The sequence below is a fragment of the Pseudoalteromonas sp. NZS127 genome (genome assembly GCF_015864805.1).
Taxonomy (GTDB): Bacteria; Pseudomonadota; Gammaproteobacteria; order Enterobacterales; family Alteromonadaceae; genus Pseudoalteromonas; species Pseudoalteromonas nigrifaciens.
This window is the reverse complement of sequence record NZ_JADYWN010000001.1, coordinates 164,324-188,854: the sequence shown is the minus strand read 5'-3', so window position 1 is coordinate 188,854 and position 24,531 is coordinate 164,324. Positions and strand designations below refer to the sequence as shown.

At 40.0% G+C, this 24,531-nt stretch carries 24 protein-coding genes; 13 read left to right on the top strand and 11 right to left on the bottom strand.

Going from position 1 to position 24,531, the window contains the following annotated elements:
- Positions 1–40 precede the first annotated feature (40 nt).
- Together I6E78_RS00930 and I6E78_RS00925 are read right to left on the bottom strand one after the other, a co-directional pair.
- Complete coding sequence (locus tag I6E78_RS00930; RefSeq protein ID WP_089368757.1) at positions 41–520, bottom strand: hypothetical protein; 480 nt, start codon at positions 518–520, stop codon at positions 41–43.
- A 67-nt stretch (positions 521–587) separates the two neighbouring features.
- Positions 588–1,481: a DUF350 domain-containing protein gene (locus tag I6E78_RS00925; RefSeq protein WP_011329244.1), complete on the bottom strand. Its 894-nt coding sequence runs from the start codon at positions 1,479–1,481 to the stop codon at positions 588–590.
- Positions 1,482–1,560: 79 nt separating this feature from the next.
- On the opposite strand from I6E78_RS00925, the gene glnE reads away from it, so the two are divergent.
- Complete coding sequence (glnE, locus tag I6E78_RS00920) at positions 1,561–4,356, top strand: bifunctional [glutamate--ammonia ligase]-adenylyl-L-tyrosine phosphorylase/[glutamate--ammonia-ligase] adenylyltransferase (protein WP_011329243.1); 2,796 nt, start codon at positions 1,561–1,563, stop codon at positions 4,354–4,356.
- Positions 4,357–4,423: 67 nt separating this feature from the next.
- On the opposite strand, the gene I6E78_RS00915 is transcribed toward glnE, so the two are convergent.
- The 3 genes from I6E78_RS00915 to tolC all read right to left on the bottom strand — a co-directional run bounded on the left by I6E78_RS00915 (position 4,424) and on the right by tolC (position 7,419).
- Positions 4,424–4,990 (bottom strand): toxin co-regulated pilus biosynthesis Q family protein, encoded by a 567-nt coding sequence (locus I6E78_RS00915; protein ID WP_179806956.1) that lies wholly within the window; start codon positions 4,988–4,990, stop codon positions 4,424–4,426.
- A gap of 48 nt (positions 4,991–5,038) precedes the next feature.
- Entirely contained in the window at positions 5,039–5,962 is a 924-nt protein-coding gene (lpxL, locus tag I6E78_RS00910) for an LpxL/LpxP family Kdo(2)-lipid IV(A) lauroyl/palmitoleoyl acyltransferase (protein ID WP_193038449.1), read from the bottom strand.
- A gap of 101 nt (positions 5,963–6,063) precedes the next feature.
- Positions 6,064–7,419 carry an outer membrane channel protein TolC gene (gene tolC / locus I6E78_RS00905; RefSeq protein WP_011329240.1) on the bottom strand — a complete coding sequence of 452 codons (1,356 nt, stop codon included), beginning with the start codon at positions 7,417–7,419 and terminating at the stop codon, positions 6,064–6,066.
- 153 nt (positions 7,420–7,572) lie between these two features.
- Between tolC and I6E78_RS00900 the strand changes: the two genes are divergently transcribed.
- From I6E78_RS00900 to rraB, 9 genes are all read left to right on the top strand, one after another.
- Positions 7,573–8,199, top strand: a complete 627-nt coding sequence (locus I6E78_RS00900) for an NUDIX domain-containing protein (protein WP_011329239.1) — start codon at positions 7,573–7,575, stop codon at positions 8,197–8,199.
- A 44-nt stretch (positions 8,200–8,243) separates the two neighbouring features.
- Complete coding sequence (locus I6E78_RS00895; RefSeq protein WP_058374175.1) at positions 8,244–8,702, top strand: DUF1249 domain-containing protein; 459 nt, start codon at positions 8,244–8,246, stop codon at positions 8,700–8,702.
- Positions 8,689–9,510 carry a metallophosphoesterase gene (locus I6E78_RS00890; RefSeq protein ID WP_086995201.1) on the top strand — a complete coding sequence of 274 codons (822 nt, stop codon included), beginning with the start codon at positions 8,689–8,691 and terminating at the stop codon, positions 9,508–9,510. Before I6E78_RS00895 ends, I6E78_RS00890 begins: the two co-directional genes overlap by 14 nt.
- Positions 9,495–10,064 (top strand): YqiA/YcfP family alpha/beta fold hydrolase, encoded by a 570-nt coding sequence (locus I6E78_RS00885; RefSeq protein WP_011329236.1) that lies wholly within the window; start codon positions 9,495–9,497, stop codon positions 10,062–10,064. The genes I6E78_RS00890 and I6E78_RS00885 overlap by 16 nt, the downstream gene beginning before the upstream one ends.
- Positions 10,065–10,084: 20 nt before the next feature.
- On the top strand, positions 10,085–11,974 hold the full coding sequence (gene parE / locus I6E78_RS00880) for a DNA topoisomerase IV subunit B (protein ID WP_011329235.1): 1,890 nt from the start codon (positions 10,085–10,087) through the stop codon (positions 11,972–11,974).
- A gap of 33 nt (positions 11,975–12,007) precedes the next feature.
- Positions 12,008–13,102: a PQQ-dependent sugar dehydrogenase gene (locus I6E78_RS00875; RefSeq protein WP_011329234.1), complete on the top strand. Its 1,095-nt coding sequence runs from the start codon at positions 12,008–12,010 to the stop codon at positions 13,100–13,102.
- 10 nt (positions 13,103–13,112) lie between these two features.
- On the top strand, positions 13,113–15,407 hold the full coding sequence (parC, locus tag I6E78_RS00870; RefSeq protein WP_011329233.1) for a DNA topoisomerase IV subunit A: 2,295 nt from the start codon (positions 13,113–13,115) through the stop codon (positions 15,405–15,407).
- Positions 15,408–15,582: 175 nt separating this feature from the next.
- Positions 15,583–16,296, top strand: coding sequence for a 1-acylglycerol-3-phosphate O-acyltransferase (locus tag I6E78_RS00865; protein ID WP_011329232.1), 714 nt, complete (start codon positions 15,583–15,585; stop codon positions 16,294–16,296).
- Positions 16,296–16,631 (top strand): ribonuclease E inhibitor RraB, encoded by a 336-nt coding sequence (gene rraB, locus I6E78_RS00860; protein ID WP_011329231.1) that lies wholly within the window; start codon positions 16,296–16,298, stop codon positions 16,629–16,631. The genes I6E78_RS00865 and rraB overlap by 1 nt, the downstream gene beginning before the upstream one ends.
- A gap of 94 nt (positions 16,632–16,725) precedes the next feature.
- Here the strand turns inward: rraB and I6E78_RS00855 are convergent, their stop codons facing one another.
- From I6E78_RS00855 to I6E78_RS00845, 3 genes are all read right to left on the bottom strand, one after another.
- Complete coding sequence (locus tag I6E78_RS00855) at positions 16,726–17,196, bottom strand: hypothetical protein (RefSeq protein ID WP_089368752.1); 471 nt, start codon at positions 17,194–17,196, stop codon at positions 16,726–16,728.
- Between the two features lie 71 nt (positions 17,197–17,267).
- On the bottom strand, positions 17,268–17,666 hold the full coding sequence (locus I6E78_RS00850; protein ID WP_089368751.1) for a hypothetical protein: 399 nt from the start codon (positions 17,664–17,666) through the stop codon (positions 17,268–17,270).
- 348 nt (positions 17,667–18,014) lie between these two features.
- Complete coding sequence (locus tag I6E78_RS00845; protein ID WP_089368750.1) at positions 18,015–18,986, bottom strand: zinc transporter ZntB; 972 nt, start codon at positions 18,984–18,986, stop codon at positions 18,015–18,017.
- Between the two features lie 278 nt (positions 18,987–19,264).
- Between I6E78_RS00845 and I6E78_RS00840 the strand changes: the two genes are divergently transcribed.
- The 3 genes from I6E78_RS00840 to I6E78_RS00830 all read left to right on the top strand — a co-directional run bounded on the left by I6E78_RS00840 (position 19,265) and on the right by I6E78_RS00830 (position 21,702).
- On the top strand, positions 19,265–19,687 hold the full coding sequence (locus I6E78_RS00840) for an ATP-dependent zinc protease family protein (RefSeq protein ID WP_086995212.1): 423 nt from the start codon (positions 19,265–19,267) through the stop codon (positions 19,685–19,687).
- Between the two features lie 64 nt (positions 19,688–19,751).
- Positions 19,752–20,657: a 30S ribosomal protein S6--L-glutamate ligase gene (rimK, locus tag I6E78_RS00835; protein ID WP_011329225.1), complete on the top strand. Its 906-nt coding sequence runs from the start codon at positions 19,752–19,754 to the stop codon at positions 20,655–20,657.
- Positions 20,644–21,702, top strand: a complete 1,059-nt coding sequence (locus tag I6E78_RS00830; RefSeq protein WP_011329224.1) for a succinylglutamate desuccinylase/aspartoacylase family protein — start codon at positions 20,644–20,646, stop codon at positions 21,700–21,702. The genes rimK and I6E78_RS00830 overlap by 14 nt, the downstream gene beginning before the upstream one ends.
- Before the next feature lie 90 nt (positions 21,703–21,792).
- Here I6E78_RS00830 and I6E78_RS00825 read toward each other — a convergent pair whose 3' ends face one another.
- From I6E78_RS00825 to I6E78_RS00815, 3 genes are all read right to left on the bottom strand, one after another.
- Positions 21,793–22,362, bottom strand: coding sequence for a mechanosensitive ion channel domain-containing protein (locus I6E78_RS00825; RefSeq protein ID WP_011329223.1), 570 nt, complete (start codon positions 22,360–22,362; stop codon positions 21,793–21,795).
- 65 nt (positions 22,363–22,427) lie between these two features.
- On the bottom strand, positions 22,428–24,137 hold the full coding sequence (locus I6E78_RS00820; RefSeq protein WP_197181800.1) for a ShlB/FhaC/HecB family hemolysin secretion/activation protein: 1,710 nt from the start codon (positions 24,135–24,137) through the stop codon (positions 22,428–22,430).
- 107 nt (positions 24,138–24,244) lie between these two features.
- Positions 24,245–24,529, bottom strand: a complete 285-nt coding sequence (locus I6E78_RS00815) for a DUF3630 family protein (protein ID WP_011329221.1) — start codon at positions 24,527–24,529, stop codon at positions 24,245–24,247.
- Positions 24,530–24,531: the final 2 nt, after the last annotated feature.

Below are 24,531 nucleotides of genomic sequence, written 5' to 3'. Positions count from 1 at the left end.
TATATGCCGCTATGGTAAGTAAGCTGTGAGCTAGGTGCAATTATTTATTTTTATTAAATTGCTCATCAGTCTCTATTAGGTTTAGTGACGCTTGTGCTATATCGGTATGGCACGATAAGTGATTTGAATGCCCTGGGTCTGTTACTGGGCTAAACGAAAAGCCATTTTCGTCTTGGCTAACTAAAAAGCGACTTTTGTGTAGTGAGTTATAAATAAAGCGCTGTTTATCATCGCCAAGTAAGTAATCAACACGGTTAAATAATACGCCTTTAATTTTATGATGATCATGCAAGTAGGTAGCGAGCTCTGATACACTAATTTCATTTTCAAAGTCGCAATAGCAGTAATCTTTTATAAGTTCATCAAACATCATTTTTACTAACTGCCGGGTGTGGCTACCAGCTGCTATTAACCCGCTGGGTGATTGGCTCTGAGCATGATTAAAAGAGTACTCAGCAAATGCTCTGCTAAACTCATTATCTATATCAACTAACAGATAATTGGTTACATCAAATAGCATAAGGCCCCATTACACTTAAGCAAAGTGTTCACAAGCTGATTAAATATTATATTTAATCAGCTTGGTGTTAAATTGAAAACATACTAATAAGCAAATAACCTACAGCACAAAAAACCGCAAATTCGATACAAGCAATACCAATATTATCTTGATGATCAATTTCCAGCGAAGTATCGATATTTGGTAACGAAATCTTTTTTATTACATAAGTTAAACTGTAAAGTAGCACCCACATTACACCGCAATGCATCACGAGTGTAAATAAATTTTCGACCATCTTACCATTTTGAAACGCTGCGCTGGACAAACCAGCATACGCGGCCAGCGATAAACCAATTGATTTACCCGCGTAACGAATACCAATAGAGGTATTTTCAAGGCCAAAGTTACTTTGTAGCGATGCGCCTTGGTTAGCTTTGGCAAAGTGGTATTCACGTATTTTACTATCAAAAGCAAACATACCTTGTAGTACAAAAAAACTTACAAAGGCAATGAGTAAACTGCTAAAACCTTGAGTGTGAGTCCAAGTGTAAAGCCCTAAAGTAATAATACAGTTTGCAATTAACATACCTGAGTCGACTAGTGCGGCGCAGACATTTTGTTTTAAAATAGCGGCTTCTTCATTAAAGCGATGCAAAATCCATTTGCGATGAATTAAGTGACCTACTTTAATAAATAAAAATAATAAAACGATTAAAAAGATCACTTTTAATGGGTTCGATTGCGCTGTGCTTATGCTTATTTCATCAAATAAAAATGCTACTGAGGCAATCACCACCGATATTTCTGAGGCAAAACTAATCCCCATTGCAAAGTTATCATGCTGCGCTAACTCATCTTTAAGCGCTTGTTTTGCTTTTAGTTGAGTGGTTATTCTTAAGCTCATTATGATCACGCAAATAACAATAAAACTAATAGCAATCGCAAGTAAACTAGTGTTAGATAATGACAAATATGACATGGTTTTCCTAAGTAGTATTTACCTTAATAGGTTTTTAATCATTCTAGTACGGTTATTGATGATATAAAAGAGAGTATTGATGAGTAACGTAAAGCAACTTCCCATTCAATTACAAAAACTTGGCGAAACACGCTTCGAACAGCTTTATCCACAACAAAAGCAAGAATTAGCGCTGGTACGGTTATTAGCCTTGAGTGACTTTGCATGGCGCTGTTTAACATCGCAACCTGAGCTAAAAAACTGGTTATTATGTAACACCGAAATTAAAAATAGGGTGATTGCAGCTCCTTTTATTGACTTAGACCTAAATAATATTGATGAGCGCGATTGCCATAAATTACTGCGGCAATACCGAGAAAAGTACTGGCTTAAAGTGGCTTTTTTAGATTTATGTTGCGACAACCCAATTGCCGATAGTATCAAGTATGTAAGCCAATTAGCAGATAACCTAATAGAAAGTGCAAATCAGTGGGCTTATACACAGGTGGCAAAAACCAATGGTGAGCCTTTAAATGAACAAGGTCAGCCATTGCCTTTAATGGTGTTAGGAATGGGTAAGCTTGGCGGACAAGAGCTAAATTACTCATCAGATATAGATCTTATTTTTGCCTATCCTCGCAATATTAAAACCCAAGGCGGGCGTCGCTCGCTCGAAGCCCAAGTGTTTTATACCAAAGTGGCGCAAAAGTTAATAACCGCACTTAATCAAGTGACCGTTGACGGCCAAGTATTTAGAGTAGATATGCGACTGCGACCTTTTGGTGAAAGTGGCCCGTTAGTTATGAGCTTTAATGCAATTGAAGATTATTACCAAGAGCAAGGCCGTGATTGGGAACGTTATGCCATGTTAAAAGGGCGCTTAATTGGCACGCCTAACATTTATTTTAGCGAGTTTAACCAGCTATTAAAGCCGTTTGTATATAGACGCTATATTGACTTTTCGGTGATTGAGTCGCTGCGAAAAATGAAGTTGATGATTGCTCAAGAAGTACGTCGTAAGCGCCTAACCAACAATATAAAGCTAGGCGCAGGCGGAATACGAGAAGTTGAATTTATTGTACAAGCACTACAAATGGTACGTGGTGGGCGAGAGGCTAATTTGCAAACTCAATCATTATTACACGCCCTTAAAGAGCTTAGCTTAAGCCAAGTAATTGATGAGCTTGAAGCAAAAGATCTGCAAAAAAACTACTTATACCTGCGTAAAGTAGAGCAGTACCTACAAATATTTGATGACCAACAAACGCAAACCCTCCCGGATGAGGAGCTAAATCAGCAACGTTTAAACTATTTACTCAATCAGCCCGACTTTAGCGCTACGTTAAGCTATTTAGAGCATGTAATGGGGCAAATTCATAATGAGTTTAATCATGTAATAGGGGAGGAAACCGAGCCGCTAGATACTTGCGAAGGCGCATTTATTAGTACTTGGGATCATGGTGATGTGAGTTTTTTAAATGATCCCAGGGAAGATTGGCAAACACCACTACACGACTTTAAACAACGTATATCTAAAGCAAAAGTGGGTAATCGAGGGCGTAATATTCTTGATAAATTAATGCCGGTTTTACTCAAACAAATGAACGACTTTAATGCCACTGCCGAAACATTTAATGTTATTTGCCAAATACTCAATAAAATAATTTCGCGTACCGCCTATTTAGAGCTGTTATACGAAAACCCAGGTGCCTTAAAGCAGTTAGTATTATTGTGTTGTTATAGTAAATGGATAGGTGAGCATATTTCGCTTTACCCTATTTTGCTTGATGAGCTAATAGACCCCGCAGTACTTTATAAGCCAACACCTTTAAGCGCCTATAAAGACGAAATTAGGCAATATTTTTTACGTATTGAGCCCGACGACTTAGAAATGCAAATGGAGGCGTTACGACAGTTTAAACAAACGCATCAGTTACGAATTGCCGCTGCCGATGCCACCGATGTTATGGATGTAATGAAGGTGAGCGATCATTTAACGGCACTGGCGGAGGCTATTGTCGATCAGGCCGTTAATATTGCATGGCACAATTGTGTAAAACGCTTTGGTATGCCACCTAGTACTAACGACGAAAGCAAAGGTTTTGCGGTTATTGCCTATGGTAAAACCGGTGGCTTTGAAGTGGGTTATGACTCTGATTTAGATTTAGTCTTTGTACATAACCACGATGGCAGCAGCCAAACTAATGGTGTAAAGCCAATAGATTCAAGGCAATTTTATTTAAAATTGGCGCAACGTTTAATGCATTTATTTAATACCCGAACCGCTTCGGGGATTTTATATGAGCTTGATACACGACTACGCCCTGAAGGCGCATCGGGGTTACTGGCAATTAACCTAGAGAGCTTTAATCATTACCAACAAACACAGGCATGGACGTGGGAGCATCAAGCGCTAGTGCGAGCTAGGCTGATTTTAGGGCAAGCTGAATTTGTTGAGCGTTTTGCGCAAATTCGTAAAAATATACTGTGTCAGCCGCGCGATAAAAAAGTGCTCAAAGACGATGTAATAAAAATGCGTGAAAAAATGCGTGAACATTTAGCAACAGGAAATGAGCAGCAATTTGATTTAAAGCAAGATGTTGGCGCAATGACAGATATTGAATTTATTACTCAGTACTTAGTGCTAAATTATGCGCAACAATTTGAAGAGCTATGTGTGTATTCCGATAACGTCAGAATTTTAACTGATGCTGCAAAGCTTGGCTGCATTACCAAGGCGCAAAAGCAGCAATTAATTCAGGCGTATATTAATTACCGTTCGCGCTATCATGTGTTGAGTTTAGATCAGCAAGGGCGCCGCGCAGAGCGTGCACAATTTAGTGATGACATTAAAAATGTAACTGCAATCTGGCAAACTGTGTTTGAATTAAGTTAACTTGAACTTTGGTTAAGCGCGCGTCACTTTGATACTCAGATGAGTATCAAAGTGCTAATTATTAAGTTCAAGTTTTAAGTTGTAAGCAGTTAGTGCGAACAAATTCAGAAGGTAGTTCAGTAATTACGGCCGCGCGCTGTTTATGACATAAGTAAGTGTATACTTCGTTTTCAAAGTCGTCGTTAATTGCACGCCCTACTTGATACAAGGTAGAAGTGAAATTGCTATCGACTCTAAAATGATCTTTAACGACGTAATCTTTACTTAAATACCAATATAACTCTATGCCTTCATTACTGGCATATTGCGATAACGCCTTTTTTAGTGTTGACCCGTTTTCAAAGCGTCGAGGCTCAATTTTACCTGTCCAGGTTTTTGGAATCGGTTCAATAATACGCATGCGCTCAGCTAAAACACGCTCAAGAGTTTGTTCTGGCTTTTTAAGCTGCAATACAAACTTACCTTGCTCGTCGCTCACTTTATTACGAATTGAAGAGTAAAACCGACTTAATCCTTGCGCCGCTGCATTGTTTGATTCTTTAAAATCAAATACTGGACCATCACCTAATAAAAAGTAGACTGCGAGAATTATTAGCCCCGCAGCCAGTGATAAATGTTTAATCCAGAACCACATAGTTGGTACTCATTTTTATTTTTATTATCTATTGTTATACCATTACTTTTAATAAAAAGAAGTGCTATTTTCATCGGGGCGTGTTTTAAAACGGCGGTGTAGCCACATATATTGCTCAGGAGCGGCATTAATTGCTTGCTCTATGCGTTGGTTAACACGAGTGACATCGGCTCTGTTGTCGCCACTGGGGAAGTTTTCAAGTTCAGGTAATACCTCTAAGTGGTATTTACCGTGTTCGTCGCGACGGCTAACTAAACTAACTGTTTCACAGTGTTTACTGGCTGCAAACATTAGCGTTCCTGTGGTTGTTGCTGTGTCTGGTACGGCAAAAAATGGCACAAATTCACAATGCTTACGACCATAATCTTGATCAGGTAAGTAGTAACATATTTTTTTGTTTTTAAGCGCTTTTAATAAACCTTTTACGTCTTTTCGGCCAATTAAATATTCGTTAGAGCGCAAGCGACCATTGGTAGTAAAGTATTCCATAAGCGGATTGTTGTGCGGGCGATAAAAACCTAAGCCTTGGTATTTTAATCCCATTACACGGCTCGCCATTTCAAGATGCAAAATATGCGGAACTAGCATTAACACGCCTTTGCCCGACGCTTGAATGCGCTCAAAGTGCTCAAGCCCTTTAATTGAGCCGTAAGCTTTTTGTACTCGCCACTTTGGCCACCACCATGCCATACCAGTTTCGACCATAGCCATTCCGGTATTTTCCATGTTTTTTAATACTAATGCTTGCTGGTCTGCTTCGCTCATATCTGGGAAGCAGTGTTTTATATTTACCTCAGCAATATGGCGGCGTCGTTTCATATATTTATGCACTAATCGGCCAAGCTGCTTGCCCATTGCTAGTTGTAGCTTTTGTGGTAGCCACGAAATTAAATATAAAAAGAAAACACCCACCCAAGTTAACCAGTAACGAGGACCCAAAAAAGATATTTTAAAAGGAGATGAGGTAACCACAAAAAATTCTCTAATAATAAAAACGCTAGTTTAACGCTAAGCGCTATAAAACACAAAAAGCCAGCAAAATGCTGGCTTTTTAGTTACTAGACTAAGCTGTGTTAAATTGCGTTTAAACCTTTATTAATCGCCATTAAGTCAGCATTTGTCAGTGTTCCTGTTGCTTGCTTTAAACGCAGCGTAGATACCACGTAGCGATAGCGAACATTGGCAAGGTTACGTTTTGCATTGTACAAATTTTGTGTGCTAACAAGTACATCAACAATAGTACGAGTACCTACTTCAAAACCTGCTTCAGTTGCTTTAAGTGCACTTTCGGCAGATATAACCGCTTGCTCTAGCGCTCTAAAGGTCGCTATATCTGAAACCACCTGATTATAAGAAGTAATAACTGTGCGTGTAACTGCGCGATAGTTAGTTTCGTAATCTTGGCTTGCAGCGACGTAAAATGCACGTGCTTGATTAGTTGCAGCAACCGTGGCACCACCTGAGTAAAGAGGCACACTAAAGTTAATACCTATAGTGGTCGAATCGGCACGAGGTTGGTTATCAAAACTTGCACCGTTTATGTCGCGATTGGTTAAAGAATCACCGTAACGCGCATCAAGTGTTAATTTTGGGTAGTGGCCTGCTTTCGCTAGCTCAATTTGATCTTTAGCTATATCAACTGTGACTTTTGCTACTTGTAAATTTAAGTTTTTTTCTTCAGCCACTTTAACTAAGTCGCTAGAGGGTTTATTTGGCTTTACAGTTGAAAATGTTTCGGTATTTAAAACGTCAAGTTTTGCGTGGTACTTACCTGTTATTTCGCGCAGTAGTTCACGTGCTGTTTCTACGGCATTACCGGCAACAATTTCTTGTGCTACTGAGTTATCAAACTGAGCTTGAGCTTCGTGTACGTCGGTAATAGCAGTTAGGCCTACCGCGTAGCGTTGCTTTGTTTGCTCTAATTGGCGTTCAATAGCGCGCTTTTCAGCTTTAACAAATTCAAGGCTATCGATAGCACTTAATACATTAAAGTAACCATCGGCAACACGTACTATTAAATCTTGCTTGGCAAAATCGTACTGTGCACTGGCTTGTAGAGCTTGTTTATCAGCAATACCTAGGTTATTCCATGCGCCTAAATCAAACAGTGTTTGGCTTAAGCTAACACCACGAGTGAATTGGTCAGTATCGCTTTCTACTTTAACTTGATTTGATAAATCGCCAACACTTTGAAAAGAGGTAGAGTCACTTTTTTCGTAGCCTAAGCTTAAACCTATTTGAGGTAATAATGCGCTCATCGCACGATCACTTTGATAAGATTGTGCATCCGCTTGGGCTTTTGCCTTTAACACGGTAGGATCGTTTGCTGTCGCAATTTCAAAAACTTGCAGTAAATCTTCAGCGTGAGCAGCTGTAGCGCCAATTGCGCATGATAAACTAACCAGCGCCGCAAGGATGTTCTTTTTCATGTGTGGTTCGGTCCTTAGACAAATTTTATACTATTGGGCATGTTAACCTGTTTTGGCTCATAACTAAAAAAAAAATGAGTAAAACAATGTTTGTAAGTGTAACAGAATATATTAATCCACTTTAGTTTATTAAAATAAGTAAGAGGTAGTTATATGACCAATAAAAAGTTGATCGAATTTACTCACCAAGATGTGAGATTAAAACCTATTACTAACCTTTACGATGGTTTTTTTAAAATTAACTTATATCAATTTGAACATGCATTATTTGCCGGTGGCGAGTCGCAACTCATTAGCCGTGAAATTTTAGAACGCGGCGATGCTATTGCCGTGCTGCCTTACGACCCTGTAACCGATACAGTGTTATTAATAGAGCAAATACGCATTGGTGCAATAAAAAGCAAACATTCGCCATGGCTGTTAGAATGTATTGCAGGTATGACCGATGGCAGTGAGGATTATGCAGCGGTAGTAAAAAAAGAAGCCTATGAAGAAGCCGGACTTAATTTAACCGAGCTCGAGTTTATGCTTTCGTATCTTTCAAGCCCCGGCGGCACTACTGAGCGGTTACATTTATATTTAGCCCGCGCCGATTTAAGCCAAGTAAACAGCGGAGTTTACGGTTTAGAAACGGAAGGGGAGGATATTAAAACCCATATATTAACACTAGATGATGCACTGGCACGGCTTAATAGTGGGGAAATAGACAATGCTGCAACGGTTATTTGTTTGCAATGGTTAGCGCTCAATCGTGATGGTATGATCAACAAGTGGGCATAAATTTTATACATAAATAGTAATTTATAAATTGTAATGGCGGTACTTTGACAGCACTTTTAGCAACCCAAAGATATATTCAAAACCTTCCAAAGTATTTAACACTTTGCGAGCATAATTACGTGCGGCTTTTAAAGTTATTACCAAGCGAGCAAACTAAACAAAGTATTCGCGAGGTAAAGTTGGGTAACAGTGAGTTTGCTGTAAAAATAGATGACATGGCTAAATACACTATGGATGTGTCCATTAAACAGCTATCAGGAATGGTAAAAGGCATTACCCCATTATACTTAACCGTTAGGCTTTATAATGATGCGAAAGTGGCCGAAATTATTCATCACGACTATCATCAGCGCATAAAACCTTCTTACGGTTATCCTAATCCTAAAATGCATCAAAAAGATGAAAAATATCAGCTTAACGCCTTTTTATATGATTGGCTGGTGGCGTGTGTTGAGCATGGCCAAGCCACGCTAAATTGGGATGTAAATAATGGCTTGGTTTGATGATACTTATACTTTTAATAAGCCATCTTTACGTATTGCTCATGTTACAGATTGCCATTTATTTGCCGATAGAAATGCTGAGTACTTTGGGGTAAATACAGCCACATATTTTCAACAAGCGCTTGAACATATGGCGTTACAACAACTAGATGCAGTGGTATTTGGCGGTGATTTAACACAAGATCATAGTGTGGAATCTTACTTATTATTTAGTGAGCTTATAAGCAACAGTACACTTACTTGCCCAGTATTTTGGCTACCAGGTAATCATGACGAAATTGCCTTGCTTGAGCAAATCAGTGGTGGACAAATAAAAGCGGCAAAACGCTTAGTGGCTAATAACCTAACTAATAGCCTAACTAATAACGCAAGCACTGATATTGAGCTATTACTTATTAACTCCAAAGGGCTCACTCCAGCCGGTTGGGTGACAAGTGAGCATTTAAATGAAATATCCGATTGTTTAGCGCAGCCAGTTAGTAAGCAACTGGTATTTTGCCATCATAATCCGTTGCCAATAAACGGTTATTTAGATAAACATATGCTTGAAAATGGCCCACAACTATTAAATACTTTGGTTAATAATGGCAATGTTGCTGCGCTTATTCATGGTCATGTGCATAATGATTATACGCAATGTTTTAGAGAGCTTGATATTTACGCTACGCCGGCAAGCTCAGTGCAATTTACTAAGCACAGTAAAGCGTGGCAACAGCAAAATAATGGCCCAGCTTATAGAATGCTTTATATAAACTCATCGCAAGGGCAAGTGCATATAAATACGGACGTGATATGGTTAAGCGCGTAATTTATATTCACGGTTTTAATAGTTCTGAAAAATCATATAAAGCTGTGCGCTTTGGTGAGCTTATGGCACACTATGATGTTGACTATTATGTACCACGTTTAAACCACGAACCTCTGCAAGCTATTATCGAGTTAGAGCAGTTAATCACACCTAATACCGCGTTATTAGGTAGTTCATTAGGCGGTTTTTTTGCCACCTATTTATCGCAGCGTTATCATATTCCTGCGGTGGTTATTAACCCAGCGGTAGCACCGGGCAATTTATTACAGCCTTTACTTGGGGCAAATTATAATCCGTATCAAGATTATAATTATGAACTAAATAACCGTCATATAGATGCTTTAAAAGTATTAACATTGAGCGAGTTAAAGCACCCTGAGTTGTTGTACTTGTTGCAACAAACGGGTGATGAAGTGTTAAATTTTCAACACGCAGTAAATTATTATTCACACTGTAAGCAATTAATAGAATTTGGTGGTGATCACAGCTTTATTGGCTTTGAGCGCACTATTGCAAGCATTGTCGATTTTCTTAAATTAAATAAAACTAGTTAGCGCATATAAAGATAAAAATTATGAGTCAGCAAAATTATAACGCCGAAGCTATTGAAGTACTCAATGGGTTAGATCCGGTAAAACGCCGCCCCGGTATGTATACAGATACCTCGCGGCCAAATCATTTAGGCCAAGAAGTTATCGATAATAGTGTCGATGAAGCAATGGCCGGCCATGCCACTCGAATAGATGTGATCTTACACGAAGATAACTCGCTCGAAGTGAGTGACGATGGCCGTGGTATGCCTATTGATATTCACCCAGAGGAAGGTATTCCCGGGGTTGAGCTAATATTTACCAAACTGCATGCTGGTGGTAAGTTTTCTAACAAAAACTATCAGTTTTCGGGTGGTTTACACGGCGTTGGTATTTCGGTTGTAAATGCGCTATCAACCCGCGTAGAAGTGACCGTTAGACGAGATGCCCAGCAATACAGAATGGCATTTGAAAATGGCGAAAAAGTTGAAGACTTAAGCGTAATTGGCGTGGTGGGTAAGCGCAATACCGGTACCACAGTACGTTTTTGGCCAGACGTTAGTTACTTTGATTCGCCTAACTATTCAATCACTAAACTAAATCACTTATTAAAAGCTAAAGCCGTGTTATGCCCAGGCTTACGCATTAAGTTTGTTAATAAGCAAACTAAAGAAACCCAAGAATGGTTTTACGAAACGGGTTTAAAAGATTACTTAATTGAAGCCATTAAAGGCTACGAAACATTACCAGATGTGCCCTTTGTAGGTGAGTTTTCAAGCTCAATTGAAGGTGCTGACTGGGCATTGATTTGGCTACCTGAAGGGGGCGAGTCAATAGCTGAAAGTTACGTAAATTTAATACCTACCGCACAAGGCGGTACTCATGTAAACGGTTTACGCCAAGGTTTACTTGAGGCAATGCGTGAGTTTTGTGAGTTTAGAAATTTATTACCACGAGGTGTAAAACTCACCCCAGATGATATTTGGGAGCGTTGTAGTTATGTGCTTTCAGTTAAAATGCAAGATCCGCAGTTTGCCGGTCAAACTAAAGAAAAGTTATCGTCGCGCTCATGTGCGGCATTTGTATCGGGCGTAGTAAAAGACTCCTTTAGTTTATGGCTAAACGAGCATACCGATATTGCAGAGCAACTCTCTGAATTGTGTATTTCTAATGCGCAGCGACGTTTACGTGCTGCTAAAAAAGTGATCCGTAAACGCGTAACCGCAGGGCCTGCACTTCCGGGCAAATTAACCGATTGTAGTGCCGCAGATAACGATCGCACCGAGCTATTTTTAGTGGAAGGTGACTCGGCAGGTGGCTCGGCTAAGCAAGCGCGAGATCGTGAGTTTCAAGCAATAATGCCGCTGCGTGGTAAAATATTAAATACCTGGGAAGTTGATTCGGGGCAAATATTAGCATCGCAAGAGGTGCACGATATTTCGGTGGCATTAGGTATAGACCCAGATTCAGACGATTTAACAGCGCTGCGCTATAATAAAATATGTATATTAGCCGATGCTGACTCGGATGGGTTACACATAGCTACCCTATTGTGCGCCTTATTTGTGCGCCACTTTAAGCCACTAGTAAAAGCAGGGCATGTGTATGTTGCTATGCCACCACTTTTTAGAATCGATATTGGTAAAGATGTTTATTACGCACTAGATGAAGACGAAAAAACCGGTATTTTAGCGCGCATTGAAGCTGAGAAAAAACGCGGTAAAGTAAACGTACAGCGATTTAAAGGCTTGGGTGAAATGAACCCGTTGCAACTGCGTGAAACTACTATGGATCCAAATACCCGGCGTTTAGTGCAACTCACCTTGGATGAAGAAGAATTAACCATGGAAATGATGGATATGTTACTGGCTAAAAAGCGCTCTGCAGATAGGCGTCAATGGCTAGAGGATCACGGTAACAAGGCACAAGTTTAATTAGCGTCTGCGTTTAAAAAACAAGGAGAATATATGAATACGGTACTAAAAATAGTGCTATTACTAGGTTTAACTAGCAATACCGTAATGGCTAAAAATATATTAGATAAACTCACGGTAGCCCCGGGGTTTGAGCTTAGCTTATTTGCCAGTGATGTTGAAAATGCACGGCAAGTTGTAGTATCAAAAAAAGGCATAGTATATGTTGGCTCGCGCAAAGCAGGCAATGTATATGCACTTATTGATCATAACAGCGATGGCGTAGCAGATAAAAAAATGCTGGTTGCAGAAGGCTTAAATATGCCTTCAGGTTTAGCAATGAAAGATGGCGATTTATATGTTGGTGAAGTACACCGCATCATTCGTTTTAAAAATATTGATACGCAACTAAAAAACCCACAGTTTGAGGTGCTTTACGATGCGCTGCCATCAGAGCGACATCATGGTTGGAAATTTTTACGCTTTGCCCCAACTGGCGAGCTAATAATTCCGGTTGGTGTACCTTGTAATATTTGCGCTGAAGACGAGCGTTTTGGCCGTATTTTTGCGTTAAACGTAGAAACCAAGCAAATTACTACACTGGCGCAAGGCGTACGTAACTCAGTAGGGTTTGACTTTCACCCTAGCACACAAGCGTTATGGTTTAGCGACAATGGTCGCGACATGATGGGGGATGACATTCCGCCAGATGAGTTAAATAGAGTCACTAAAGAGGGCGAGCATTTTGGTTTTCCGTATGTTCACGCAGGCGCGATTATTGACCCTGAATTTGGAAAAGGTAAAAAAATTGCCGACTATACTTCACCTGCACTAGCCTTACCGGCGCATGTAGCGCCTTTGGGTATTCATTTTTATAACGGTAAGCAATTTCCAGCAAGCTATAAGCAGCAGTTATTTGTTGCTGAACATGGCTCGTGGAACCGTTCTAAAAAGTCAGGTTATAAAGTGGCATTAGCGAGCATTGAGCAAGGCCGTGTAACTAAATATACGCCATTTATTACAGGCTTTATGCAAGACGAAACAACATATGGACGCCCTGTTGCATTTGCAGAATTAGGTGACGGCAGTCTATTGGTAAGCGATGATTACGCCAATGTGATCTACCGTGTAAGCTATAAGAAAAACTAGGTAAGCTTTAATGAGTGATACAGATACCTTGCTAATGCAAGGAATTGAGCAACAAACAATGGGTCGTTTTACCGAAGACGCCTACTTAAACTATTCTATGTACGTAATTATGGATAGGGCATTACCCCATGTGGGCGATGGCTTAAAACCAGTACAGCGACGTATTATTTATGCTATGAGCGAGCTGGGGTTATCGGCTAATGCCAAGTATAAAAAATCAGCCCGTACCGTAGGTGACGTACTAGGTAAATACCATCCCCATGGTGATAGTGCCTGTTATGAAGCCATGGTATTAATGGCGCAGCCGTTTTCTTATCGTTATCCATTGGTTGACGGGCAAGGAAACTGGGGCGCGGCCGACGATCCTAAATCGTTTGCGGCAATGCGTTATACCGAAGCACGTTTATCTAAGTTCTCTGAAATACTCCTCAAAGAGCTAGGCCAAGGGACGGTAGATTGGACGCCAAACTTTGACGGCACCATGGATGAGCCTGTGGTACTGCCATCGCGTTTACCGCATATATTACTCAATGGTATAACGGGTATTGCAGTTGGTATGGCAACCGATATTCCGCCTCATAATGTGCGTGAAGTAGCCAGTGCCTGTTGCTTATTACTTGATAAACCAAAAACTGAGCTTGAAGAATTACTTACTTTAGTACATGCGCCAGATTACCCTACAGACGCAGAAATAATTACCCCAAAAGCCGATATTCACAAAATATATAAAACTGGGCGTGGTTCAATCAAAATGCGTGCTGTTTATACACAAGAACAGGGTGATATAGTTATTACCGCACTGCCACATCAGTGCTCTGGTGGTAAAGTACTGGAGCAAATTGCAGCGCAAATGAACGCTAAAAAGCTGCCAATGGTAGCCGATTTACGCGATGAGTCAGATCACGAAAACCCGACTCGAATCGTCATTATTCCGCGTTCAAATCGCATTAAAGCTGAGCCGTTAATGGCGCACTTATTTGCCACCACAGATCTAGAAAAAAGCTATCGTGTAAACTTAAATATGCTTGGCCTAGATGGGCGTCCGCAAGTTAAAAATTTACTGACTATTTTAACCGAGTGGTTAGTGTTTAGACGCGAAACAGTACGTCGACGTCTACAATATCGTTTAGATAAAGTGTTAGCGCGTTTACATATTTTAGAAGGCTTATTAGCAGCCTTTTTAAATATTGACGAAGTGATTGAAATTATTCGCAGCGAAGATAAACCAAAGCCAGTATTAATGGAGCGCTTTGATTTAACAGACATACAAGCAGAAGCTATTTTAGAGCTAAAACTTCGTCATTTAGCTAAGTTAGAAGAATTTAAAATACGTGGTGAGCAAGATGAACTCGCTAAAGAGCGTGATAAATTGCAGCAAACGCTAGGCTCAGATCGTCGTATGTCAACGTTGCTTAAAAAAGAAATTCAAGAAGCGGCTGAAATATATGGCGACGACCGTCGCTCGCCAGTTGTTGAACGCCTAGAAGCAAAAGCGTTAAATGAAAAAGATTTAATCCCATCAGAGTCGGTCACTGTGGTGCTTTCAGACAAGGGCTGGGCACGCGTTGGCAAAGGACATGATTTAGATGTGCAAGGGTTAAGTTATCGAGCCGGTGATGCTTATAGAGCCTCAGCTCGGGGTAAGAGTAACCAGCCCGCCGTGTTTTTAGATTCAGCAGGACGAGCGTTTGCAACCGATGCGCATAGCCTGCCCTCAGCACGTAGCCAAGGTGAGCCCATGACAGGGCGTTTTAACCTTAGTGCAGGCGCTAACTTTGAGCATGTAGTAATGGGTGAAGATAACCAAGTATTACTTATGGCATCAGACGCAGGTTATGGCTTTATTACTGACTTTAAAGACTTAGTGAGTAAAAACAAAAACGGCAAAGCATTGGTGAGCGTACCTAAAGGCGGTTTATTACTGTCGCCAATTAGGGTTAACGAGGTCGCTAGTGATTATTGTATGGCCATTTCCAACGAAGGGCGGATGTTGTTATTTCCGCTGCGCGACTTACCAAAACTAGGTAAAGGTAAAGGTAATAAAATAATTTCTATTCCGGGGGCTAAAGTACAAGCCCGCGAAGAGTTTGTAAAAGTATTAGCAGTAGTGCCTGAGGGCAGTAGTGTAACGCTGCATGCAGGTAAGCGAAAACTAACGCTTAAACCAAGTGATTTAGAGCATTATTATGGCGAGCGAGGGCGTAGGGGTAATAAACTACCACGAGGCCTACAAAGAGTAGACGAAGCTGTTGTAGAGTTTAGCCCGCAAAACGACGAGCCAATTGAAAATGCTATTGATGAGTAGCGATTAATTCACATTCGCTCATATTAAACGGCTTGCTTATGCAGGCCATTTTTTTGTTATAAATTTAGTTTGTTATAAAATTGAGCGTACACTTGTGCGCTATTTTCTCGTGTAGATCATAAAATAACGTTATAATAGCCGCTGGCTTAACGCGATTATATTTGGAGACGCTCTGTTGCTTGCTGTTATACGTATTTTTATTATGCTGTTGTTTATATTATTAAGTTGTATTTTTGGGTTACTGTTATCAATAGTGAGGCCATTTCATCCTAATAATGTGCATATTATAGCGAGCTGGTTTGGCTCAGTAGCAAAAATGCTGGGCGTTAAAGTTGTACGAAAGTACCATCCGGATAGCGTAAATCTTGGTCCTGCGGTTTATGTGGCAAATCATCAAAATAGTTATGACTTATTTACTATTCCTGCAATGGTGCCTAAAAACTGCGTGAGCGTAGGTAAAAAAAGCTTAAAGTGGGTGCCATTTTTTGGTCAGTTGTATTGGCTTTCGGGGAATATTTTAATTGATCGTACAAACCGCTCAAAAGCTGCGGGAACTATTTCTAAAGCCGCTGAAAAAATAAAGAAAAATGGCTTATCAGTATGGATGTTTGCAGAAGGTACACGCAGTTACGGACGCGGTTTATTACCTTTAAAAACAGGCGCATTTCATACCGCTTTAAGTGCGCAAGTACCCATAGTGCCCGTATGTATGAGCACAACGCATAAAACCATTAAACTAAATCGTTGGGATAATGGTACAATTTATATTGAAATGTTAGCCCCCATATCGCTTGATAAAAACATCAGCGCGCGCGAGCACGCTAAAAGTGTGCACAGTATTATGGCTGCTAAAATAACTGAATTAGATGCTCAAGTGAGAGAAAATTAATGGAAAACTGGCGTGAAATAAGTGAAGACATCGTATCTTCATTACTCGAAGATGGTTCAGACCCTGAAATACTTTACGAAGTAGAACATCACTTTGTATGTGAAGACTTCCCTAAGTTAGAGCAGGCCGCATTAGCCGCTTTTAAATTAGGCTACGATGTAGAAGAGCCAGCAGAGCTTGAGCTTGAAGACGGTGCAAAAATTTGGAGTTTTGACATAGTTGTAGAGTCAGAGCTTGATGTTGACGTAATAATGGAAGACGTTGATAAGCTGGCAGCACTTGCTGTTGAATGCGAAGTAGAATACGACGGTTGGGGCACTTACTTTCAAGAGTAATTAGCTGACTGTTATAAAAAAGGCGAACATTGTAAAATGTTCGCCTTTTTTATATTGGTATAATCTCTACAAACTGTATTAGATCGTTAGTGAGCTATATTTTTACCGTGCTAACTTGGATGGCGGACTTTCCGATTATTCTATTCGTGTTTTTACCTGTTCGTTGATGAATAGCTACAAAGTATTCTATAGGGTACTTTATTTTAGAAAGCTGCTCTTCAGAAGGAGAGTGCGCCTTATCTAATATGGTTGGCCATACTATAGACTTTTTGCCTTTGGCTTTATTCAACTCACAAGGTGATTTTTTACCATTCGACATTGAGATTGTTGTGCCATCTAAAGCTAAAAACTGTACAGAACAATTATATAAATTGTTCGTATCTACGTATTCAGATATTTCATAATCAAAAGATATTTCTAGCTTATGCTGCCTTTCATTTAAATTATGAGTTTCGTTAATTTTAAGCTTTGATATTACAGCTTCACTAACGTCAAAGTCTGAATAATTTGTTGACGCACAGCCTGCTAAAGCTAATAAAGCAATTGAAATTCCGAGTTTTCTCATTATTTTTCCTTAAAATATAAAGCAACCAGATGTTGCAGTTTAGTGTTTTAAATATTCACGTTTAATCAGTATTAAGTTATATCAACAAGTGCCTTTAATTCTGGGTTTATTTTAACCTTAACCGGAATTTTAGTCGGGTTAGTTATGGAAGGCTTATATTGTTGTATTGGCATTTTATCTAATATTTTTTGTGTCATCCAATCATTAGGTATGGAGTCAATTAACTCTCTACTAACCAAAGTTCCGTTAGAATCAATAGTAATAAAAAAAGATGCTTTACCCATTCCTTTAGGTATCCACTTTGGACGCCCAGGTAAGAAAACTACCTTAGATGTTTTAGCAACCCAATATTGGTTCAAATCAGCTACATCAATCACTACAATATCGTTATTAAAGGTTGGCTCTTTAACCGAGCTACAACCTAATAAAGTCATAGACGCAAAAATAAACCACAGTACTAATTTGGTCACACAATAACTCCTAAAGCGGTCACTTGCTTAAAGGCATTATAGAGAAAGACTAGGAGGCAATACTATCAGAGCTTCCTAGTTATTATTTCCTATATTAGTAACAAATAGTTAAGAGTTTTGCTAGTTTATTGTAATTAAATTGTTGCTTTATTTTGGTGTAGTTTGTTTTTAGGAGAATATAGAGGGTTTTATATTTGAATTTTTTTGCGTGTTTAGAGCCGCATCAGATTTTTATTGCATAAAAACCTGATGCGGCTCACCTTAAATTACCTAGCGTATTTATAAGCTATCTTTGCTTATTGCTTTACCCGTAGCGCGTTACTTCCACTAAATAATTAATTTATATTGTTACAGCCATTTTTTATTTTTAAAGTACACGCCAATACTGCCGGTAAGTACAACTAAAAACACGACGAATAAAGTGAACGCATAAGGGCTTTCTGTGCCAGGTATGCCGCCTACGTTTACGCCTAATAAGCCGGTTAAAAAGCCCAGTGGCAAAAATAATGCAGCCACCACCGACATAACATACATACGCTGATTTAGCTGCTCAGATACTTGGTTAGTGACTGTTTGTTGAATAATTTGCGCCCGATCTATTGAGCTGTCTAATTCTTCAAGGTAACGAGTTAGTAAATTAGTGGTTTCATTAAGCTTAGCTTTATCCTCATCGAAGAGCCATGAATAGTGATGATTAACCATGCTAATAAGCGCTTCTTTTTGTGGCTTTAAATAGCGTTTTAAAGCAATAGTTTGCCGACGTAATTGCGACAAACCTTGATTATCAAACTTTTTGCTTGGCTCATCTATTTCTTCTTCAAATTCATCTAGGGTTTCATCTAAAGCATCAATAACACTTTCCATACGGGAAGTGAGTTTTTGGGTGATAGTGCAGACGAGTTCAGAAATACTGCGCGGACCGGTATTGTTACTAAATGAAGCTAAAATATCTTGAATAGATAGTAAGCGACGCTTTCGGGTAGTAATAACAATATCATCGTTAATAAAAAGGCGAATTGAAACCATGTCTTCAGGGCTTTGTGCCGGATTTAAATTAATACCGCGTAAAAATAACATATGGCCGTTTGTAGCAGAGGTGATACGTGGACGAGTTTCGTCTGCAGTTAGCGACTCTAATTCGTAGTCGGTTAAAAATTCACAGCCTTTTAGCCAAGTGACAACGTCAGCTTGGCTATAATCCATGTGCACCCAAAGCTTGCCTTGCTCTGGTTGCCAATTATGTAGTTCGGCGCTGTTTTCTATAGTGCGCGCACCGCCTTGCTCATCAAGTACAAGGGCGTGAAGTAAGCCATTAATCATAATAATTTCTCATAGATGGTGTGTTTTTAATACCGTTTACTATAGTGTATTTACTTTAGTAAATTAAACTTATCTTTCTTTTTTAAGAAGTTAAATTTATTTAGCGCTTCGAACAAGGGGGTTTTTGGCCCTTAAAGTTGACTAGTTTGTTACGCTTATATTGTTAAACTAGTCGGCTATAAAGATCAATCAAATCAATTTGTCGACTTGATAAATTTATTTTGTTGGTGTTTTTTTTCCGGTAGCGTATAAGACACTTTTTTATTAAGGGCACATTTATGACAGCAAAGATTACCGTTGGTTGGCGTGAGTGGTTGAGTTTACCAGAGCTAGGCATCGAGAAAGTAAAAGCAAAAATTGATACCGGTGCCCGCACCTCATGTATTCATGCACTTAATATAGAAGAGTATGAAGTTGATGGCGAAAAGTGGGTTAAATTTATTACCCAACCATTGCAAGAAGATGAAGAAACACAAGTTGTTTGCAATGCAAAAGTTAAAAAGAAGAAGCACGTAACCAGCTCTGGCGGGCAAAAAGAGTTACGTTACTTTATAGAAACAACATTGCATGCGGGTAAATATAGCTGGCCTATAGAAATTACCTTAACTAGCCGCGCAACAATGAAGTTTAGAATGTTACTCGGGCGTACAGCCATGGAAAATCGTATAGTCGTTGACCCGGCTTTATCTCATTTATTATAAGGATGTATTAACTTTTAGAGGGACTAAGCTTCTAAAATAATACGTACTTATTAAGGTTTAAATTATGAAAATTGGTATTTTATCTCGCAACAAAAAATTGTATTCAACGCGTCGTTTAATTGAGGCGGCTGAAGCTCGTGGTCACGAAGTTAAAGTAGTAGATGCACTGCGTTGTTATATGAATATAAACTCTGAGCTACCAGAAATTCACTATCGTGGTGAAAACTTAAAAGGCTTTGATGCAGTTATTCCGCGTATTGGCGCATCAGTTACGTTTTACGGCTGTTCGGTGCTGCGTCAATTTGAAATGATGGGCGTGTATCCAGTAAACGAGTCGGTTGCTATTTCTCGCTCTCGCGATAAGTTGCGCTCATTACAGCTTTTATCTCGTAAAGGTGTAGGTATGCCAGTGACTGGTTTTGCTAGTAAACCAGATGATGTAAAAGACTTGCTCGAAATGGTAGGCGGTGCGCCGGTAGTAATTAAACTACTAGAAGGCACGCAAGGTATTGGTGTGGTATTGGCTGAAACGCGTAAAGCGGCTGAGAGTGTTATTGAAGCATTTATGGGCTTAAAAGCTAACATTATGGTGCAAGAATACATTAAAGAAGCCGGTGGTGCTGACATCCGTTGTTTTGTTTTAGGTGACAAAGTGATTGCAGCAATGAAACGCCAAGCACAAGAAGGTGAGTTCCGCTCAAACCTTCACCGTGGTGGTAGCGCTACATTAGTGCGTATTACGCCAGAAGAACGTAAAACAGCCGTTGCAGCTGCTAAAGCGATGGGCTTAAATGTAGCCGGTGTTGATTTACTTCGCTCATCACGTGGTCCTTTAGTGATGGAAGTTAACTCATCACCAGGCCTTGAGGGCATTGAAATAGCAACAGGTAAAGATATTGCAGGCATGGTGATTGATTTCATTGAAAAAACAGCATCAAGTAAAGGAACAGCAACTCGTGGCAAAGGTTAAAATTAACCGTTCTTTTACCTTATTAGGTGAAAGTGTTGGCGTAGGCGAGCGTAAAACGCTGGCCTTAGAAGCGGCAAAACTTTATACCCACTCTCCACTTAATATTCCAATTGAAGTGGTTAATGGTGTTATGGAAGGGCCGGTACTTATGGTGTGTGCGGCTATTCATGGCGATGAGCTCAATGGCGTAGAAGTGGTGCGGCAATTACTTGCTAAAATAGATCCTAACCAGTTGCGCGGCACGCTGATTGCGGTGCCGATTGTAAATGTGTTTGGCTTTATACATAAGTCGCGCTACTTACCTGATAGACGCGATATGAACCGCAGTTTTCCGGGTTCAGAGCGTGGCTCGCTGGCTGGTCGTATGGCGTATATGTTTTTTAATCAAGTGGCAGTACATTGTACCCATATTATTGATTTACATACGGGAGCTATTCACCGCACTAACTTACCGCAAATACGCGCTAATTTAGCCGATGAAGCCACCGCACAAATGGCTAAAGCATTTGGTACACCCGCAGTGATAGATGCCTCGTTACGTAATGGCTCACTGCGCAGCGAAGCCGCTAACTTAGGGATCCCGGTTATTACTTATGAAGCCGGTGAAGCACTGCGTTTTGACCCATTTGCGATTGCTGCAGGTGTACAAGGCGTTGACTATGTTATGCGCCATTTAAAAATGATCCGTGGTAAGCGTCCTAGAAAGCTTCCTGAGCCTATTATAGCCAGCTCTACAAGTTGGGTGCGTGCTAATGTAGATGGCATTGTGCGTGCGCAGGTATCGCTTGGAGAGCGTGTTACTAAGGGGCAAGTACTTGCTTATATTAGCAGCCCACTTGGCGACTCTGAACTTGAGTTACCAGCACCACGCAGTGGAATTATTATTGGCCAGCAAACTATGCCATTAGTAAATGAGGGTGATGCGGTGTTTCATATTGCGTATTTTGCTCATGCAAATAGCTTGGTTGAACAACAGCTTGGCACTTTTATTGATGAAATAAATGATTTAGATGATGAGCTTAAAACAGCTGAGTTAAATAACTAGTTATAATAGTAAGCTACTAAATATAGATAGAATAAATTGTAAAGCCGTTTTAGTTAACCCAGTTGGGATAACAAAACGGCTTTTTTATTACTATTTATTTGGCTTTTTGGGGCCAATAATACGCCTAATTACCGGTGCTTTTGTTGGCTTAGGTTCTTTGTTTAAAACCAGTACCGGACGAGTTACAAATAAGTTATTAGGGTATATAACTCTATGCCCGTCAATGTGCTCAAGCACTACATTCATTAAGCCCATTTCTATAATGCGCCCTTCAATACTATTTGCGCCATCAACAATACGTACCCAATAGCCAACGCGGCAGTCATTTTGAATAAACATCAGTAAAAAAGCGGTGAGATTACTAAGTAATGACCAAGCGGCAAACAGTGCAACACCTAGCATAGCAAATAGCGACGAACCTAGTACTAGGAGTCCACGTAGCTCAATACCCCAAAATACCAGCACTAAACATAACATCACAAATGCGAGGATAATTTTAAGTAATAGCTCAGCACGATATTTTCGGTGTAGGTCTATTTTTCCTTTAATAGCTTTTTCGAGAAGCTTTTTAGTACCTTTTAACAGTATCGGAAAAAGTAATAACGCAATAAGGGTAACGACCAGTTTATATTGGGTGCCAAGCAGAGCTAACAATTCCAAAGTTATAGTCTCACAATAATTATATATGCCCAGTTTAACGCTTTAGGGTGCGACGAAATAGCCATTTAAAAAGAATTTTTAACATTTACCAGCCACTGTACCGAATCTACGCCATCGGCACTATCTAGCGGTGCAGCTATATCTATATGGATCATGGTGCCGGCATTTGCACGGCTTGGTGCTAAGCGCAGGCCTATACCTACATTTTTAAGAACGCGGCTATCTTCAACATTGTTTGGGGTGTTAGACCATGCTCGGCCAACATCAAGAAAAGCCGCGCCGCCTACTTTAAATAATTGCAGCAAATCATATTCCCAATAGTAACGCTTTTCTAAACTCACTAAAAAGCTGCGATCTCCATGCTGATAATCCATAGGGTAGCCACGTAGGCCGGTTTCGCCGCCGAGTGTAAGTTGTTTATCGTTAGTGAGGTTTTTAGCGTACTGCACCCGAGCTTTTACATACCAAGACTGATCAATGCTGGTATTTAAATAATATTGTATTTGGCTGGTGGAGATCAGGTTTTCAAATTTGTCCTGCTCTTTATTCCAGTAACCATCAATGTCTGCACTAAAGCGCCATAAGGTATTATCGCCACTAAAGTGAGCTTTTTTAAAATTAAAAGAGTAAACCGCGCGGCTATCATCGTTACTAACAGATTCATCGGAGTAGCCTAGTAAGGCTTTTATGTTCCAACCTAAGTTTAAGTCCTCAGTACGATAAATACTGTCGAAATTGCGTACTTTTATAAAGTTATCTTCAAACCAGTGTCCGCTTACATAAGGGTAGCTTAAGCTGCGATCGACGGCTAAGGGGGCAAAGGTAGAGTCTATTGCAGCAAAAGTATGTTGCTCATCAACGTAGCCCAGGCTGAGGCGCTGGGTCCAGTTACGGCTTAATGCTTTGGAGTGACCAACAAAAAAGCTGTTGTAGTCGGTCGTTTGATCAAACTCGCTAAACTTTTCACCGCGCTGATATAGCGCTTCTTCGCGTTGCTCTGAATAGCTTAAAATACCGTAGCTAAAAGGGGTGTCTATAGCAAAAAACGGATAGGTAAGTTCTAGCAGATGGCGTTTACCATCGTTATTATCGGCGTACTCTAAACGCCCACGATAGCGGGTTGATAAAATATTAGGATCGTCGTATACAAATAAATAACCATTACGATCGCTATCTGTAGTGCGCGACAACGACAAACGCTTACCCCAGCCAAATAAGTTAGATTCGCGAAAACCAATACTCGACTTGTTTTCTCCGCCACTGCGGCTAAAGCTTATTTCTGGTAGTAGTGTCCATAAGTCACGCGTAACGACGGTAACATTAACGTTCCCTTCGCAGTTTTCGGTGGCAATGACTTGAGCATCGTATAAATAGTTTTGTTTACGCAGTAAGCGTTCTGATTCGGCGAGCTTTTTAGGATCAAAATTATCACCGCTCTCAAACAATAAAATACTTTTAATAACCTCTGGCTCAGTTTGAATATGCGCGCGGTTAGCAAAGCGAAATAGGGCGTTATTTTCGGCTTCGAGTTCAGTATTAAATACGTTAAGTTGCTGCGAAGTAATATTGGCAATTTTTGCATTACTACTTTGCTTTAACAGTGGCGTTGGTTGATCTAGTTGACGGCGTAAATTATTACTACTTGATGGCGTTGGTTGCTCGCTTGCGCAATCATTTTGCGCATGAGGGGTTTCTTGCGCAGCTAAACTGAACATAAAAAAGCTTGGAATACAGAGGCTAAAACAACAAGATGAAATCCATTTTTTAGTAACCATTCAAACCCTTTACTGCTACGTAGCAAATTACTACCGTAATATCAGCTTACATCATTGTTACTAAAATGTAAGTTAAAAGTAGAGAGCTTGAAGTTATTTAATTGCTATTAACTTAGGTAAAAAGTAAGTGCGGCTAATAAATGTTCAGCGTCATGGCCTTCACCGTTAATCCAAATACTTTGGCTGTAGTGTTCAAAGTTTAAATTAAATGTTTGCTGCTGATAAGTGAAGCGCAGTTGATGGCGATCGGCACCAGCAGAGTACTCATTAATGGTTATTTCATCGTGGTGTAAAAACAAGCGACTCCACAGTTCAAAGTCTTCGTCGTGGGGCGGCTCTACCGGCGTAATAATAATGCATTGATGGGTGTGGTGATATTCTATTATGGTCATAA